Origin of the sequence: Paenibacillus sp. PAMC 26794, assembly GCF_000316035.1 — a bacterium.
In the GTDB taxonomy this organism is placed as follows: Bacteria; Bacillota; Bacilli; order Paenibacillales; family Paenibacillaceae; genus Paenibacillus.
In genome coordinates this window covers 103,616-120,163 of the sequence record NZ_ANHX01000092.1, presented here as the reverse complement: position 1 = coordinate 120,163, position 16,548 = coordinate 103,616, and the positions used below count along the sequence as shown (strand labels likewise).

The 16,548-nt window shown below is 45.4% G+C and carries 10 protein-coding genes and 2 tRNA genes; 3 read left to right on the top strand and 9 right to left on the bottom strand.

The annotated features are described in order from the left end of the window. Nucleotides 1-65: 65 nt before the first annotated feature. The 6 genes from lonB to D829_RS0129880 all read right to left on the bottom strand — a co-directional run bounded on the left by lonB (nt 66) and on the right by D829_RS0129880 (nt 7,756). Nucleotides 66-1,820, bottom strand: a complete 1,755-nt coding sequence (gene lonB / locus D829_RS0129905) for an ATP-dependent protease LonB (RefSeq protein ID WP_017692592.1) — start codon at nt 1,818-1,820, stop codon at nt 66-68. Between the two features lie 167 nt (nt 1,821-1,987). Beyond that, nucleotides 1,988-3,085, bottom strand: coding sequence for a flavodoxin-dependent (E)-4-hydroxy-3-methylbut-2-enyl-diphosphate synthase (gene ispG, locus D829_RS0129900; RefSeq protein ID WP_017692591.1), 1,098 nt, complete (start codon nt 3,083-3,085; stop codon nt 1,988-1,990). 120 nt (nt 3,086-3,205) lie between these two features. Continuing rightward, complete coding sequence (gene clpX, locus D829_RS0129895) at nt 3,206-4,459, bottom strand: ATP-dependent protease ATP-binding subunit ClpX (protein WP_017692590.1); 1,254 nt, start codon at nt 4,457-4,459, stop codon at nt 3,206-3,208. A gap of 12 nt (nt 4,460-4,471) precedes the next feature. After that, the gene (gene clpP, locus D829_RS0129890; protein WP_017692589.1) at nt 4,472-5,062 is read right to left on the bottom strand and encodes an ATP-dependent Clp endopeptidase proteolytic subunit ClpP; all 591 of its coding nucleotides are present in this window, start codon (nt 5,060-5,062) and stop codon (nt 4,472-4,474) included. A gap of 378 nt (nt 5,063-5,440) precedes the next feature. Further along, entirely contained in the window at nt 5,441-6,781 is a 1,341-nt protein-coding gene (tig, locus tag D829_RS0129885; protein ID WP_017692588.1) for a trigger factor, read from the bottom strand. A gap of 138 nt (nt 6,782-6,919) precedes the next feature. Next, a complete protein-coding gene (locus D829_RS0129880) occupies nt 6,920-7,756 on the bottom strand; it encodes a hypothetical protein (protein ID WP_241230843.1) in 837 nt (278 codons plus the stop codon). A 327-nt stretch (nt 7,757-8,083) separates the two neighbouring features. Here D829_RS0129880 and D829_RS0129870 point away from each other — a divergent pair. After that, nucleotides 8,084-8,157: transfer RNA gene (locus tag D829_RS0129870), tRNA-Arg, on the top strand. Between the two features lie 760 nt (nt 8,158-8,917). Further along, the gene (locus D829_RS0129865) at nt 8,918-10,147 is read left to right on the top strand and encodes an MFS transporter (RefSeq protein WP_017692586.1); all 1,230 of its coding nucleotides are present in this window, start codon (nt 8,918-8,920) and stop codon (nt 10,145-10,147) included. Between the two features lie 128 nt (nt 10,148-10,275). Here D829_RS0129865 and D829_RS32210 read toward each other — a convergent pair whose 3' ends face one another. From D829_RS32210 to D829_RS0129850, 3 genes are all read right to left on the bottom strand, one after another. Next, on the bottom strand, nt 10,276-14,235 hold the full coding sequence (locus D829_RS32210) for a S8 family serine peptidase (RefSeq protein WP_017692585.1): 3,960 nt from the start codon (nt 14,233-14,235) through the stop codon (nt 10,276-10,278). A gap of 392 nt (nt 14,236-14,627) precedes the next feature. Then, entirely contained in the window at nt 14,628-15,398 is a 771-nt protein-coding gene (locus tag D829_RS0129855) for a class I SAM-dependent methyltransferase (protein ID WP_017692584.1), read from the bottom strand. A gap of 295 nt (nt 15,399-15,693) precedes the next feature. Beyond that, a tRNA-Arg gene (locus tag D829_RS0129850) sits at nt 15,694-15,767 on the bottom strand. Nucleotides 15,768-16,059: 292 nt separating this feature from the next. On the opposite strand from D829_RS0129850, the gene D829_RS0129845 reads away from it, so the two are divergent. Continuing rightward, nucleotides 16,060-16,353, top strand: a complete 294-nt coding sequence (locus D829_RS0129845; RefSeq protein WP_017692583.1) for a DUF4870 domain-containing protein — start codon at nt 16,060-16,062, stop codon at nt 16,351-16,353. Nucleotides 16,354-16,548: the final 195 nt, after the last annotated feature.

Sequence of the window (16,548 nt, the reverse complement as noted above, 5' to 3'; positions counted from 1 at the left end):
TCTCAGGTTGTAGTCATTCATTATTCTATCAAATGTTCACATAAAAAACCAATGAAGGGAAGCGCTTAGCAGCTTCCCGAATCTGTAACCTGTCCTGGACGAGGCACGTCCGCACGCAAATAGGAAGCGGACGCCGGCGGAAAAATCTCCGGTGCAGGTGCAACGGTCTCCTCTGCAAGCTTCGTTTGTTCCATCTGTTGTGATTCCGGAACCCAGGCGAACACTTCACGGAATACGTCCTGTACCGTATCTACCGGGATAACGCGCAAGCCATCCAGATTCTCAAAAATGGACTGCCAGTTCTCCGCGGGAATAATAACGGTCTTCGCTCCTGCCTGAAAGGCAGCCTCCACCTTGGCCAGCACGCCACCAATAGGCTTAACCCGACCATGAATACTGATCTCGCCAGTCATCGCTGTCTCATGATCCACAGGGCGCCCCTGAATGGCTGATGTAATGGCAGTCGCCATGGCAATCCCGGCGGAGGGACCATCAATAGGCGTCCCACCTGGGAAATTCACGTGTAAATCGTAATCATTCGGACGAATACCCATGGCTTTTAATACGGTTAACACATTTTCAACCGAGCCTTTGGCCATACTTTTTCGCCGGAGTGTACGCGAACCGCCTCCAATCTCTTCTTCATCCACAACACCTGTAATGTTGATTCGGCCTTGGTTTTTGAGAGCCGGAACAGCAGACACTTCGATCTCCAAAATAGTTCCCATATTCGGGCCGTATACCGCCAAACCATTCACAAACCCCACCTGTGGCTGCGAAGGTACCTTGCGATCTGGCCTTGGCTGAATCTGGCTGCTACTAGCTACCCACTCCACATCGGACGCCTGGAGCGTCTCACGTTTCTCTGTCAGCGCAAGTCCTGCTGCCAGCTGAATGATATTAACCGCTTCGCGGCCATTGGTTGCATATCGCTTGACCACATCAACGGCATCCGGACATGGGCTAAACCCTATTTTTTGTACAGCGTCTTCTGCAATTCGTCCAATCTCCTCAGGTAATAAAGGACGGAAATAGACTTCCATGCACCGTGAACGCAAAGCTGGTGGCAGCTCATGAGACGAACGGGTCGTCGCTCCGACAAGGCGGAAATCGGCCGGCAGGCCGTTTTGAAAAATATCGTGGATATAAGCAGGAGTATGCGTGTCTTCCGAGTTATAGTACGCACTCTCCAAAAACACCTTGCGATCCTCCAGTACTTTCAACAGCTTATTCATCTGGATGGAATGCAATTCACCAATTTCATCAATAAAAAGCATTCCCCCATGCGCTTTCGTCACGGCACCCGGTTTGGGTTGTGGAATACCTGCAACGCCCATGGCTCCTGCTCCTTGATATATCGGATCATGGACCGAACCAATTAAGGGGTCCGCAATACCACGTTCATCAAAACGGGCTGTCGTTGCATCCAGCTCTGTGAATTTAGCATCCGGCTTGAAGGGAGAAGATGGATTCTTCTTGGCCTCTTCCATTACAACCCTTGCGGCGGCTGTCTTCCCGACTCCGGGAGGACCATAAATAATAACATGTTGTGGATTCGCACTGCATAATGCAGCCTTAAGGGCACGGAGCCCATCTTTTTGCCCAACAATATCGTTAATGGTAGCTGGACGCGTCTTCTCCGACAGCGGCTTGGTGAGTGAGATCGAACGCAACTTGCGCAGCTTCTCCAGTTCCTTGCGAGATTCACGCTCAACGGCACTGCGGTTCGTTTTCTGGCCACGCAGCAGGTTCCAGAAATACAAACCAATCACCACTCCAAAAAATAACTGAATCAACATGATGACCATACCAAATTCCATGTCTTCACATCCTCCTATTTTGTCGCTATTCTCATATGAGATCATGCTAATACTTGGTAGTATAGCCTTTTCAACGCGACGTAAACGGGCGATGCGGAATTTGTATGCGAGAAAATAAAAAGCCCGCCATCGCTGGCGAGCTTTTGTTGTAACAAGATATGAATCAATCAGTGCGAACGACCAGGAATAACACCTGTCTCTTCGTAGGCTTCGACGATTTTATCGATCTCTTTTTTTAATTCCTCAACCATGATTTCTTCAGGCACTTTACGGATCATCTTGCCGTGGCGGAACAAGAGACCTTCTCCACGAGCACCGGCAATCCCGATATCCGCTTCTTTGGCCTCACCTGGACCATTAACCGCACAACCCAACACCGATACTTTAATCGGCACCTTCAGTTTGGAGATATACTCTTCCACTTCGTTGGCAATGGAGAACAGGTCGATGTCCAAACGTCCACACGTTGGGCAGGAGATCAATGTAGCTGCATTTGTAATGAGTCCAAATGTTTTGAGCAGATCACGAGCAACCTTGATTTCTTCTACCGGGTCCGCACTCAGTGAGATCCGCATCGTAGAACCAATACCCATGGACAATAAGGCTCCCATACCTGCGGAGCTTTTGATCGTACCAGAGAACAATGTACCCGCTTCGGTAATCCCAAGATGCAACGGATACGGAATGATTTGAGCTGCTTTGGTATACGCCTCAATTGCCATCGGCACATCCGATGCTTTGAGGGAAACGATGATATCATGGAAATCAAGCTCTTCCAAAATACCAATGTGATACAATGCACTTTCTACCATAGCATCTGCCGTAGGATACCCATACTTCTCAAGGAGATGGTTTTCCAAAGACCCTGCATTTACTCCAATCCGAATCGGAATGCCGCGGTCTTTACAAGCCTTAACCACTTCTTCCACTTTTGCACGTTTACCGATGTTACCTGGATTAATCCGAACTTTATCGATGCCGTTCTCAATCGCAAGTAAAGCCAGCTTATAGTTGAAATGAATGTCCGCTACGAGCGGTATATTAATGCGTTTTTTGATTTCCTTGATGGCTGCGGCAGCTTCCTCATTATTCACCGTTACACGTACCACTTGACAACCCGCTTCTTCCAGTCGCAGAATCTCTGCAACCGTTGCTTCAACGTCTGCCGTTTTGGTTGTACACATACTTTGGATAATGACTTCGTTACTGCCACCGATCGTTACGTTTCCCACTTTCACGGGACGTGTATCCTGTCTTAAATACATGAGTGATTTCTCTCCCCACAACGTCAAAGCTCCACCCTGACAGAGACATGAATTCGCCTTCTGCCAAAGTGGAGAACTGACAAGTCTATATTTCAGAGTTCAACGGGATTCAGGCCTTCATTAGGCGCTTTCTTCCTGCTTATCGTCCTTCGATTGGCTTAGTTCAGGCACGACTCTTTTCTCAACAACTTCTTCGGTAATGACACAGTCCGTAACATCTTCACGTGAAGGCACTTCATACATGATTTCAAGCATGATACCTTCAATGATGGCACGCAATCCACGTGCACCTGTGTTACGTTTAATTGCTTCTTTTGCAATCGCGAGCAATGCAGCTGGTTCAAATACCAGATTCACATTATCCAGCTCAAGCAGTTTTTGGTACTGTTTGGTAAGCGCGTTTTTTGGTTCGGAAAGAATCCGTACCAGCGTATCTTCATCCAGTGGCTCCAAAGTGGAGATGACTGGCAGACGGCCTACAAATTCCGGAATCAGACCGAATTTCAGCAAATCTTCCGGCAATACCATACCCAGGTATTCACCTGGTTTCAGATCTTTTTGCTCAGAAACGGTATTAAAGCCAATGACTTTTTTACCGATCCGGCGTTTGATCATTTGCTCCAGACCATCAAAGGCACCGCCGCAAATGAACAGGATATTCGTTGTATCGATCTGAATGAATTCTTGATGAGGATGTTTACGACCACCTTGTGGTGGTACAGAAGCCACAGTTCCTTCAAGAATTTTCAATAGAGCCTGTTGCACACCTTCGCCCGATACATCACGAGTAATGGATGGGTTTTCGGATTTACGCGCTACTTTATCAATCTCATCGATATAAATAATGCCACGCTCTGCTTTTTCCACATCATAATCAGCAGCTTGAATCAACTTGAGCAGGATGTTCTCTACATCCTCACCCACATAACCTGCTTCTGTTAATGACGTAGCATCAGCAATAGCAAAAGGTACATTCAGAATTTTTGCCATCGTTTGCGCAAGCAACGTTTTACCGGAACCCGTAGGTCCTAACAGCAAAATGTTACTCTTTGACAATTCAACATCTTCAATCTTGCTTTGTGTGTTGATCCGTTTGTAGTGATTGTACACTGCAACAGACAATGACTTCTTCGCCTGATCCTGTCCAATAACATATTGATCCAGAATATTACGAATTTCTTTCGGTTTTGGAATATCCTTGAGGTCTACTTCTTCGTCATGACCGAGCTCTTCCTCAACGATTTCGGTGCAAAGTTCGATACATTCATCACAAATGTACACGCCTGGTCCAGCGACCAGCTTACGTACCTGTTCCTGAGATTTACCGCAAAAAGAGCATTTCAGTTGCCCTTTCTCATCGTTAAATTTAAACATGAAACCACCCCTTTAGGAATTGATCGGTCTACTGAGCACCTGGTCAATAATGCCGTACGTCTTAGCTTCGTCAGCGCTCATGAAGAAGTCGCGGTCAGTATCCCGCTCAATTTTCTCAAGAGACTGACCCGTACGATCGACGTATATTTGATTCAATTTCTGACGTGTTTTAATAATCCATTCTGCGTGTATCTTAATATCCGCAGCCTGTCCTTGAATGCCGCCAAGCGGCTGATGAATCATGACTTCGCTGTTCGTCAGCGCATATCTCTTGCCAGGTGCACCGGCTGTCAGCAATAACGAGCCCATGCTTGCTGCCATCCCTACGCAAATGGTAGATACATCCGGCTTGATAAATTGCATCGTATCGTATATACCCATCCCTGCGGTGACAGAACCACCAGGTGAGTTAATGTACAAGCTGATATCCTTCTCAGGATCGTCGGCTGCCAAAAACAAAAGCTGTGCTATGACAAGATTGGCTACATCGTCATCGATCGCACTGGTTAGAAAGATAATGCGATCTTTCAGCAAACGTGAATATATATCGTAAGACCGCTCGCCTCGATTGGTTTGTTCTATAACCATTGGCACCAGACTCATGAGACCAACCTCTTTTCTACATGTAATTAGACATAGGCCACCTGTAAAGCAAACCCAAATTCATTCTAACACTTTCCTGTGACAATGTCATTTTTCACAAGAGGTGTAGGACATCAGTTCGTTTACTTTTTAGCCTGATCATATTTAACCATGTTTTCTATGTATGTGCAAATTGAAGCCATCCTATGCCGTCTTGCCATTTTTTATTTGCATGAAGTACATAGGTATGTAAAAAGTGTACATGGATCAATAAAATTAGTATCCATCCATATTATTACTTCATCTTCTATAAAATGGATGTCATAATTTAAAAATAAGGCACGCAATAATTCACGTGCCTTATCGTTTATTCAACTGACAAGTTCATAACAGCTTGTCTTATTTTTCGTCAGCTTCTGCAACAACTTCTTCAGCTGGAGCTTCAACCGGTTCAACAACTGTGCTGTTCTTAAGGAGAACGTCAATCGTTTTACGCAGTTTCACTTCATCACGAAGGCTGTCCAGGGAACCATTACCCTCGAGGATGCCACGGATCTCATCAGCAGGACGCTTGTAAGATTCAGCCATTTTTTCGAGTTCTTGATTCACTTCTTCATCAGACACTTCAATGTTTTCCGCTTTACCTACAGCTTCAAGCACCAGGTTGTTGCGAACACGTTTGGAAGCATCTTCTTGCATTTGTCCTCTCAGGTCAGCTTGTGTCTGGCCAGAGAAGCTCAGGAACATTTCAAGGTTCATCCCTTGGTTGCGAAGACGGTTGTCGAAATCACGCATCATGTTTTGTACTTCGCTTTCCACCATTGCAGAAGGAATGTCCACTTCAGCGTTCTCAGCCACTTTTTCTACAACTGCATTTTCTTGAGCAGCTTTGGCTTCGTCAGCTTTACGGGATTCCAATTGTGTTTTCAGGTCAGCTTTGTACTCTTCAAGCGTATCGAATTCGCTAACATCTTTAGCAAACTCATCATCCAATGCAGGAAGCTGTTTGCGTTTGATTTCGTGAATTTTCACTTTGAATACCGCTTGTTTGCCAGCAAGTTCTGCTGCATGGTAGCTCTCTGGGAAAGTCACTTCTACGTCTTTGAAGTCGCCTGTGGACAGACCCACAACTTGTTCTTCAAAGCCAGGAATGAAAGTGTTGGAACCCAGTTCCAGGGAATAACGCTCAGCTTGTCCACCTTCGAAAGGTACACCATCAACGGAACCGTCGAAGTCGATTACTGCAACGTCGCCGTCCGCAGCGGAACCTTCGTCGATTACAACGAGTTCTGCGTGACGTTGTTGAAGACGCTCAAGTTCTTCAGCCACTTCTGCGTCAGTTACTTCACCTTTTGCTACAGCAACTTCGATTCCTTTGTAGTCACCCAGGGTAACTTCAGGTTTCACAGTTACTTTTGCTTTGAACTTGAATGTTTGTCCTTTAGCGAATTGTTCAACATCTACGTCAGGACGATCAACCGGGAAAATATCCGTTTGGTCGATTGCTTCTGTATAGGCTTCAGGAAGCAAAATGTCGATTGCTTCTTGATAAAGGCTCTCTACACCAAAACGAGCTTCGAAGATTGAACGTGGTACTTTACCTTTACGGAATCCAGGTACGTTTGCTTGTTTTACTACTTTATTAAAAGCTTTGTCGAGTGCTGCAGTTACACGATCTGCACCCACTTCAACCTCAAGAACCCCAAGGTTCTTCTCTATCTTTTCCCAAGTTGCTTTCATTGTATACTTTCCCCTCCAAAATTCACATGTTCACGTAGACAATCACGTACAAAATAACCATTTTAGTATAAACAAGATTAGATTCTTTTTCAAGGGGAATCCCTTGATACAGTTTAAGGAAAACGTTTCCGGCCTCGATTAACCATCCAAACCGGCAGAAACAAACTGCTTCATCGAACGATAAGCCTGCTCCAGCCGAAAGCGCATCGCGCCTGTCACAGCATACATCGAGCGGGTATTTTCCTCATCATGCGAGCCACCCAGACTGTCTGCAACGGTCATATGTAGAGCTGCTGCCCATATATCTGTCATGGAATCATTTTCTTCCAGCATCGATACATAATCACGGGTTCCATACACCGCCATGACATATTGTATCCACAGTTCCTGGGCAAAATAAAAGAGCGTAGGTTCATGAACCTCCGTCTGATCTGCCACTCGTTCCAGAATCTGAATGATTGGAAGCGGGAATTCCTCTGGTTTAAGAGGCACGGTATCAATCTCGACTTCAACCTGCTCTTCACCTCTCGTAAACAGGATCATACCTTGAACGCCTCGGCGACGCAAGGTTTGCAGCACTCGGAACTGAAGCAGAGGATGAAGTGACTTCTCACTTAACCAACCTGTAAGGGCATCATCAATCTTCGGCAGATCGAGATAAGCCAGCTGCTCCAATGCGAGCATAGTTTGTTCAGACAGCGGTTCTTCCATTACTGTACGAAGCATCTTATCTGCATAGCCATCGTCCTGTTCAAGCTTCATTCGGGCATGCTGCCGTGCCATGTCTTCCTCACTAATCTCTTCTTCTTGTTCTTCAAGAACGACAGGCGAGGTTTCTTCATATTGAGGAAACGCAGCCTGAAGCCATTCGAGCAGGGCCCGCCATTCATCATAGTGGCGCTCTTCCTGTCCCTGACATTGCAGCAAAAAGTGAAGCAATTTCATCGCTTCACCATACCGTTCATTTTCAAGCATCACTGTCAATTGAATCTGGTAATAGTCCAGCGTCTTAGGAAACAGCACAATATTGTTGTTATGCTCGGTTTCCGGGGTCGTGGATTCCTTAATGGGAGCACCTCCTCTATATCCTGAATCTCCAGTTGGAATCAACCTAAATAGATGTATATATTAAAACGATTGTTGATCTATTTTCTGAGTTCTCCTGATATTCTAACATAACCTTAAATATAATGAAAAAAACGTTACTGCCGCCAAATATCATATACGAAAAACAGTTTAAAATAAAATGCTTGATATTCCTGTATGCATATGATAAAATCAATTTTGCTTGAAAAAATTCATGTCTCAGTAGCTCAGCTGGATAGAGCAACGCCCTTCTAAGGCGTCGGTCGGGGGTTCGAATCCCTCCTGGGACGTATTAAAAAGAAGCTTCCTTCGGGAAGCTTTTTTTGCGTTCTGGGGATGAGAACCCCAATGGTTCGTCGGAGCATTCGCTTCGTTAGCATTACTTCGCAGTCTCGACTGCAAGGAGAGTATCCCTCGTGGGACGTATTAAAAGAAAACTTCCTTCGGGAAGTTTTTTGCGTTCTGGGGATGAGAACCCCAACAGTTCGTCGGAGCATCCTCTTCGTTAGCATTACTTCGCAGTCTCGACTGCAAGGAGAGTATCCCCCTGGGACGTATTAAAAAGAAGCTTCCTTCGAGAAGTTTTTTTGCGTTCTGGGGATGAAAACCCCAACAGTTCGTCGGAGCATTCGCTTCGTTACGTACTTTATGCGCTGCATTGAAGCGTCAGCATTTGATCACTCTATAAGCAACGCGTTGAAAGTATCGATGTTCTAACGAACATAGGACACTTTATTTGCTGCAAATTCAGCATCATCGAATTCTAACGAATCTTAGAGAGCTTATTTCGCCATTCCGGGGTGTTAACTCACTTATTTGCGCTTCATGCCTGATTAACGTCGCTGAGGTTCGTTAGAATCTGAAAATAGCGGTTTTACCCATTATAAGACCTCGTGGATTCGTTAGAGTTCACAGGCTAGTCAAGGCACCCATGGTCGATTGGTTTTTTTCATTTCATTGCTCAATGTTGACATAGAATGTTATGCTTGCAGAGTGGATTATGTAACAATCCATACATATTAACTTCTTAGGAAACAGGAGATTTTATCAATGTCATCTTCAATACAGCAACACTCTTCTATCCATACTGAGGGAGAACATTCTTCGACATCCAAAAGATTCGGCCTGTTGTTAGCAGGTATTATCGTCATCGCTGCTACCATGAGGTCACCGATTACAGCAACCGGACCTGTAGTGGAGATGATCCGCTCAGATACAGGTATCGGCCATACAATGGTCGGACTTCTGACCTCACTTCCTTTGCTCGCCTTTGCAGCAGTCTCTCCTTTTGCACCACGTCTTGCCAAGCGGTTAGGACTCGAATCTGCTCTGCTATTGGCTGTTATGATCGTAACCATTGGGGTGGCATTACGCTTGTTGCCTTCCGTTCTCTCCTTATATGCAGGAACCGCAATTTTGGGGTGCGGCATTGCATTAAGCAACGTGCTTTTGCCGAGTTTGATCAAACGTGATTTTCCATTGCGGGTAGGTATCGTCACCGGATTATACTCTGTATCCATGAATATATTTGGTGCCATCGCCTCCGGTGTGAGTGTGCCCGTAGCAGGAGCCACATCTATGGGTTGGCGTGCTTCGTTAGGCATGTGGGCATTGTTGTCCATACTGGCGCTTCTCTTGTGGCTCCCCCAGATCGCCGCAGGACGCCAGCGGATGTTATATGTTACCTCCCAGAGCGAAGGGGCACCTGTGCGTCTAAGAACCTCTGCACTAGCCTGGTTCATTACTTTATTTATGGGTCTGCAATCTCTAATATTCTATACAACGATCACCTGGCTTCCCGAGATTCTCGCCGATCAAGGATTCAGCCCCACGTCAGCAGGGTGGATGCTCTCCCTAATGCAGATGGTTAGTGTACCGGCTACCTTTATCGTTCCAATCCTCGCCGGCCGAACGCGAGATCAGCGTGTTCTAACCGCGATTACGTGCTCTTCTTTAATTGTCGGGTATGCTTTATTGTTAAGCGGCATCGCTTCGCTCGTTACCATCGGTGTCACGTTGGCAGGAATAGGTGCTGGAGCTTCATTTGGCATGGTAACCATGTTCTTCGTCCTTCGCACAAAAGATGCCAGACAAGCTGCCAGCCTGTCCGGTATGGCCCAATCCTTCGGATATATGCTGGCCGCAGTGGGACCTCTACTATTCGGTATGCTTCATGACTGGACAAAGGGATGGACCCTTCCGTTGTTAATACAGGTCATTCTGGCCATCGCTTTGTTAATCGCAGGGATTCAGGCCAGCAAAAATAGAATGATCGGTTAGTCATATAATTCATTTATAAAAAAAACAAAACGGCCCCCATCCTGCAAATCAGGATGGAGGCCGTTTATGCATAGAACAATTCCTTCATTAATTTAATCAATTTTAATCAATTTCAATGAGGAATGAACTTACTTCACTTTTACCTTAATTGTGTCTGTGCTGGTAACGCCGGCTGCGTTAATTAACTCTGCCCGATACGTATACGTGCCCGATGCTTTCCCGGACAGTGTAGTCACAGCACTTTGCGCATAAGGTGTAGCCCAACGAAGTTCTTGCGTATCGATCAACTTATCATTTTCATAGAGACGATACTCTGTAGCGTTGGTCCCCCACCACAGGTTCATGGTCACCTTATAATGGCCATCGCCATCCCAGTTATCTTGAGAGAGAACCGCTTTGCCTGGCGTTGCATTGGTAACCCGAACAGTCAACGTCTGACTCCGAGTTGTTCCCTTGTCGTTGGTCAGCTCTGCCACGTACGTATACGTGCCATTGGCTTTGCCCGTGATCTTCGTCTGAGCAAATTGTGCCCAAGGCGCGTTGTAAGTCAACTTCTGCGTATCAACCAAAACCCCGTCCTCATATAACTTGTAGCTAGTTGCGTTCTCGCCCCACCACAGGTTCATTGTAACGATATACGCGCCCTCTGGCAGGCCGTTGCCTACCCAGTTATTGTGAGACAATACAGGCGTACCTGGGGCCTTGGTTGCCGGAGTTTCAGGTTCGGTCTCCACGGCTTCCAATTTCAGTGCCGTATTGGCTGTGCCCGAAAGCCCCTGTTGGTCTTTTACGGTAAGTTCAACAGCATATTCCCCTGCTTCGATCCCTTCCAAAGGAAGGCTGAAGCTGCCATCAGGTTGCACTTCAAAGGTTCCCACTTTATAAACCGACCCATCCTCTTTTTTCACAACATACGTTGCTTCCAGGGAAGCTGCCGGATCAAACGCGATGTTCCATCCGCTGGCAAGCGCAGGAGCTACGCGGAAGTACAAGTCTTCCACGCTACCATTAAGGACAGCAGACTCATCCTCTTTGAACTCTAATGTTTCTGGTGCAGTTACAGCCGGAGCTTTCTTTTTCACCAAAAATGGCGAAGTGTCTTCCTTATAGGTTTTGCCGTCCGTACCAATAGTAGTGATGTCTACCGTATATAAACCATCCGGAATCTCAGTCACTTCATCGGTTGTGTAATCTGCATATGAGCCGTCCCAAGCAAGATTGTATCTTGCATTGGCATTGAAGTTAAAATAGTTACCAAAGATGGAGCCAATATAACCATCTTGATAATATCCACCTTCCGGATTAAGACCATCATAGATTTCAATCAGGGCAAATGTCATCGGATTATAGAATTCCATCGCAACATTCAGCGTATCCAACGTACCATCAGCCTTCAATGGATAGTGGAATGGATTTTTCTCAGTGCCTTTTACGGTTTCGATATACTTAACTCCACTCAACGTAACGTTGAAATGAGCAACATATGGAACAGTAAAAGTACTGGTTCCGTTTGAGAACTCAATGTATCCTTGTGCTTCTGTAGTCACAGTAACCCCACGCGGAACGGTGATGGTCACTGCAAGTTCTTCCTCACCATTCAGTGTGAAGGAACTCTTGTCCACCGCAACGGATACACCAGCGACATTACGAGTTGGATTCACATTTACGGTGTAATCCCCGCCACTACCATTCAGCGCTTCAACTTTAATCGTTTTGGTAATCGTCTTTTCATCTGTGCTCAGGAAATTACCGTAGTTGATACTTCCGGTGATATTTTCCTTTTCAACAACAGAGCCACTTTCTGTGTATTGAGTTACATCAAGCACTTTGACAAAAGCAGCAGGATCAATGGTATTAACAGCCTGAATACGGCCAGCACCTTGATCAAATACATCAAACTTGGTTGTATCCAGCACTTTACTATTGTTCATGAGCGCAACTTTGATATCAAATGGCGTCCAGTCCGGATGCTTCTCAATCAACAGCGCAATCAAACCTGCTACATGAGGTGTAGCCATACTTGTACCTGATTTACGATCATAAGCTTGTGCGTAATCTGCATCTGGCTCATCCTTGCCGTAGGCAGGAATCGTAGACAAAATGCTTGTACCTGGTGCAACAATATCCGGTTTGATGTCCAGCGTCACCTTAGCAGGTCCACGTGAACTGGATGAACTCATTTCATCGCCCGGAGTTTGGGAACGTTCAAAATCACTAAAGCTCACTTCAACGGCTTGGCCTGCGTCCAGCTCAGCCTTGATCACATCTCCATCTTCCTTGGACATGCTCAGTGTTGGAATGAGTTCAAAGTTATCGCCCAGACTTACACCGATTGGACCCGGAATGTTGTTATATACAATAACAGCCACGGCTCCAGCTGCTTTGGCATTGGCGACTTTCTCTACAAATGCCAGTTCACCCCGCTGAATCAATGCGACTTTACCTGTAAAATCCTTGCCTTCAAAATCAGTTGGTTTACCCAGTGCTGCAAATTCAAGCTCATATTTCCCTGTCAAAACAGTTTCAGGGTCTGCTGACAGGCTCCATCCCATCAGATCCAGACGGTAAACCGACTCTGTAATAGCCAGTGGAGCTTCAGCCGGAGCAATTACAGCCTCTTCTTCCACAGGGGCAGCTTCAGGAGAAGCTTCAACGGGTGCAGAAGGTGATGCAGATGGAGTATTTTCTTCTGTTGTAGCTTCTTCTACATTCGGAACTTTAGCTTCGTTAGAAACTGTGTCCTCCACAGCCGCTGCACTTTCCTCATCAGCAGTTGCGGGTACACCTTGCACTGAAACTGCTGGTGCTTCTGTTCCAGGTGCTGTACCCAGTTCAGGAGATTGTTCAACCTCTGGCACCGGTTGTTGTTCAGGTTGTGCCTCTTCGCCTTCCTCACCAATCCAGAAGTGAGTATCGGCTGTAATCAGCTGGCTAGGTCCTGTAGAGTTACCTACCGTAATGGCCATTGCAGACGCACCCGGAGAACCGAGTGTATAACGGTTAGGTCCACTGTTACCACTTGCTACAACCGCTGTCACACCAGACAACATCGCATTGTTCAGGGCAACTGAAGTAATATAACTCGGGTCGTTGGCGGCGTTACCCAACGAGAGATTAATTACGTCCATGCCATCTTGAACAGAACGATCAATTCCGCCGAGTACCCATGATGTTTGACCACTACCATACGGTCCAAGTACACGGTAAGCATAGATATCTGCTTCAGGAGCAACACCAACAATACCGTAGTCCCCCGCTTCGCGAGCAGCAACGGTACCCGCTACGTGCGTACCGTGGGAGGTGTAATAGGCGCTTCCAGTATCATTGAACTCAGGTTCACCCGAAGCTTTCCATTCCTGATATGTCGCTTCATACGGATCATTGTCGTTTCCAACAAAGTCCCATCCGCCTTTGTAAGCTTCCTGCAAATTAGGATGTTCATAGTCAATCCCTGTATCGATGACTCCGACTTTAATGCCATTTCCTTTGTAACCCAGATCCCATACTTCAGGTGCACCAATAAAAGGCGCTGTGTCTTTCATGTACGGGTTCACTTCATCTGTCTCGGGCGCTATTGTAACTTCAAGGTCAGGATATACGCTGACCACACCAGGTATTTGAAGCAATTGTCCCACCTGGTTTCCTTTAAGCTCAATCGCTACACCATTCAGGGCATATGCATATTCTTCCAGTACTTCATGTTTGATTTTCTTCTGAGTGAGGCTATGTACAAATGACTGTTGTTGTTGCTCAACTTGAGTCACAGCCTTTGTTTCCATAGAGGAGGTAAAAGATTTTCCAGAGAGGGTTGATTCACCTTGCGCTACTGCAACAGGTTTATTGGAAAGCTCAACGATCACTCGGGTGTTCTCTCCACCCAGACCTTCCAAGCTTTTATCCAAAAATGGATCTGCGGCAAGTTTTGCTTCCCGTCCTGCAAGAATCTCTCTCCATTGTTTGGCTTCGGCTGTACTGGGTAAGTTGTCAAGCTGAATAACTGAATCTGTGGGAGCGGCTCCAGCCGCGGGGAGAATAATGGAAAAGACCATCAGAACACTTAATAACGTGGATATCAATCGTTTACTCAAGGCTTTGCCCCTCCTTTTAAATGTGAATACGTCACCAAATGATGGGTTCCTGCTGTTTGTGCGTACTGCAATACACACTCCAATTTCACCGCCTATCTGCAAGAAGATTGACCCTTGGTAAATTATTCTATCAAAATACCACATTTCCCTTCTAAATACTTACAAATATGATATAGAAATTACTTATATGGGTCTTGAGTACGATAAAAATATCCATTTGTAATTATTTGTCGTTTGAATATTTTATTTTTAAAATAATGCATAAAAAAAGACCAAGAGCCTCTTATCCGAAAGAGATTCCTGGTATATGGGTAAAGAGTGATTAGTTTACAAAAAATCGATATAATTCATTTAACAACGATAAACATTTCGAAATATTGCAAAATTCTACTTTATTTTGGCTTCACGGCTTCAATACGCAGACGCTTGTAATCGGCATACATCGCATCATCTTTCCAAAGGTGAGACATCACAATCTGACTGGTTTCCTTGCATATTTGTTGTATCTCTTCATGACTGAGACCCTCAAAATAGTCCCCTCCAAAATGAGTCAACCAGCCTACTATACCTTGCTCACCATCTTCCAATCTGGTAGGACGGTCATAGTGATAGGCATGACGCACCACAAATCCACGTTGCTCTAAAATATAGCTATATTCTCCGATCGAAGGAAAATACCAAGGATTGCGTTCCGATGCACGAATGCCCGTGTTTCGCTCCATAACCTGCTCTAATGCATTCACAATGGTCTGCACGTTCCCTTTACCACCAAATTCTGCTACGAAACGCCCTCCGGGCTTCAAAGATTTCCATATACTATCCACCACTAATCGCGGGCTTCGCATCCAGTGCAGGGCTGCATTGGAGAAGACGGCATCATATAGTCTATTCGTCTCAAACTGATGACCGTCTCCTTCCACGAACTCAAGTTCAGGGAATTTCTCCCTCGCCCGGCGAATCATGTCCGTCGATGCATCCATGCCAATAACTTCAGCTTCGGCCAGAGAAATTTCATATGTTAAATCCCCCGTCCCGCAACCCAGATCAAGGATATATTCCCCTTTTTGGGGTTGGAGCCAAGAGATCAAGTTTTTGCCGTATCCGGACACAAAAGCCAGTTTGTTGTCATATTCATCTGCTTGCCATTGATTTAATGATTTCATGGATACCACCGTCGCTTTCGTTATCGATATCCTCATTGTGGCATAGAATTGTTTATTCTTTAAATATATAAATTCTATATTATTTATAGGTATAACCAATAAAACAATTTACCTAGAACGCAAAAGAAGCTTCCCGGGGGAAGCTTTTCTTTTTTTACGTCCCAGGAGGGATACTCTCCTTCCAATCGAGACTGCGAAGTAGTGCTAACGAAGTGAATGCTCCGACGAACCATTGGGGTTCTCTTCCCCTGAACGAAAAACAAGAAGCTTCCCGAAGGAAGCTTCTTGTTTTTTACGTCCCAGGAGGGATTCGAACCCCCGACCGACGCCTTAGAAGGGCGTTGCTCTATCCAGCTGAGCTACTGAGACAAATATGTATAATAAATTTTCGGCGCGGTTCTTATTATACTCTGATTTCTATATTTTTCAATAGTTTTATAAAAAAATTAATAATTATACTTAAATACGGGTTCAAACATGTACTTTTCGGTGTTATTCTCATACTCCAATCCCTTTGAGAATATGATAGCTTGAACCAGGTTATATTGAGGAGATTGGGACATTTAGAGTAAGATTAACATCAGACATTTTCAATGTCAGAATTGCTGGGTAATCTTTTGCATACATACATTTCAAAGATGCATTGAAGGAGAGAATCGTCATGAGACAACTTTTATCAGCCCTATCCTATTTTAGTATTTTCTTTGCCCCGTTCCTGTTTCCGATCATTATATGGATAGTTGCCAAGGATGATTACATTGAGGGACATGCGAAACGCGCCTTATTCTCACATGTATTCCCCTTTCTCGCTGCCATTCCGTTATTTTATTTCTTCGTGACTGCGCATAGCCTGGGTTCCGCCGTCGGGTTTGTCATTCTATTCTTTGTGATCTACGGATTAAGCTTTGTATATAACGTGGTCAAAGGGATTCAAGTACTGCGCGAGTATGCTTGATCACATCCCACCTGATTTGACCATCGCATAACAAACCCCGCCGTTCAACAACGGCGGGGTTTTCCAGTTACAGATGCAGCTACAGTTGCAGCAACCAGCAATAGCAATAGCAATAGCAATTGTTCATTGTCTACGTATAGCTTAACATTGAACTCTATCTCGCTAAAACCACATGTATTGCTTGAGCGTTACCTG

What these genes read in the sequence shown, in the direction of transcription:
- D829_RS0129845 (WP_017692583.1), top strand. Translation starts at nt 16,060, where the DNA reads ATGAGACAACTTTTATCAGCCCTATCCTATTTTAGTATTTTCTTTGCC.
- tig (WP_017692588.1), bottom strand. Translation starts at nt 6,781, where the DNA reads ATGAAAGCAACTTGGGAAAAGATAGAGAAGAACCTTGGGGTTCTTGAG.
- clpX (WP_017692590.1), bottom strand. Translation starts at nt 4,459, where the DNA reads ATGTTTAAATTTAACGATGAGAAAGGGCAACTGAAATGCTCTTTTTGC.
- D829_RS0129855 (WP_017692584.1), bottom strand. Translation starts at nt 15,398, where the DNA reads ATGAAATCATTAAATCAATGGCAAGCAGATGAATATGACAACAAACTG.
- clpP (WP_017692589.1), bottom strand. Translation starts at nt 5,062, where the DNA reads ATGAGTCTGGTGCCAATGGTTATAGAACAAACCAATCGAGGCGAGCGG.
- lonB (WP_017692592.1), bottom strand. Translation starts at nt 1,820, where the DNA reads ATGGAATTTGGTATGGTCATCATGTTGATTCAGTTATTTTTTGGAGTG.
- ispG (WP_017692591.1), bottom strand. Translation starts at nt 3,085, where the DNA reads ATGTATTTAAGACAGGATACACGTCCCGTGAAAGTGGGAAACGTAACG.
- D829_RS0129865 (WP_017692586.1), top strand. Translation starts at nt 8,918, where the DNA reads ATGTCATCTTCAATACAGCAACACTCTTCTATCCATACTGAGGGAGAA.
- D829_RS0129880 (WP_241230843.1), bottom strand. Translation starts at nt 7,756, where the DNA reads ATGCTTGAAAATGAACGGTATGGTGAAGCGATGAAATTGCTTCACTTT.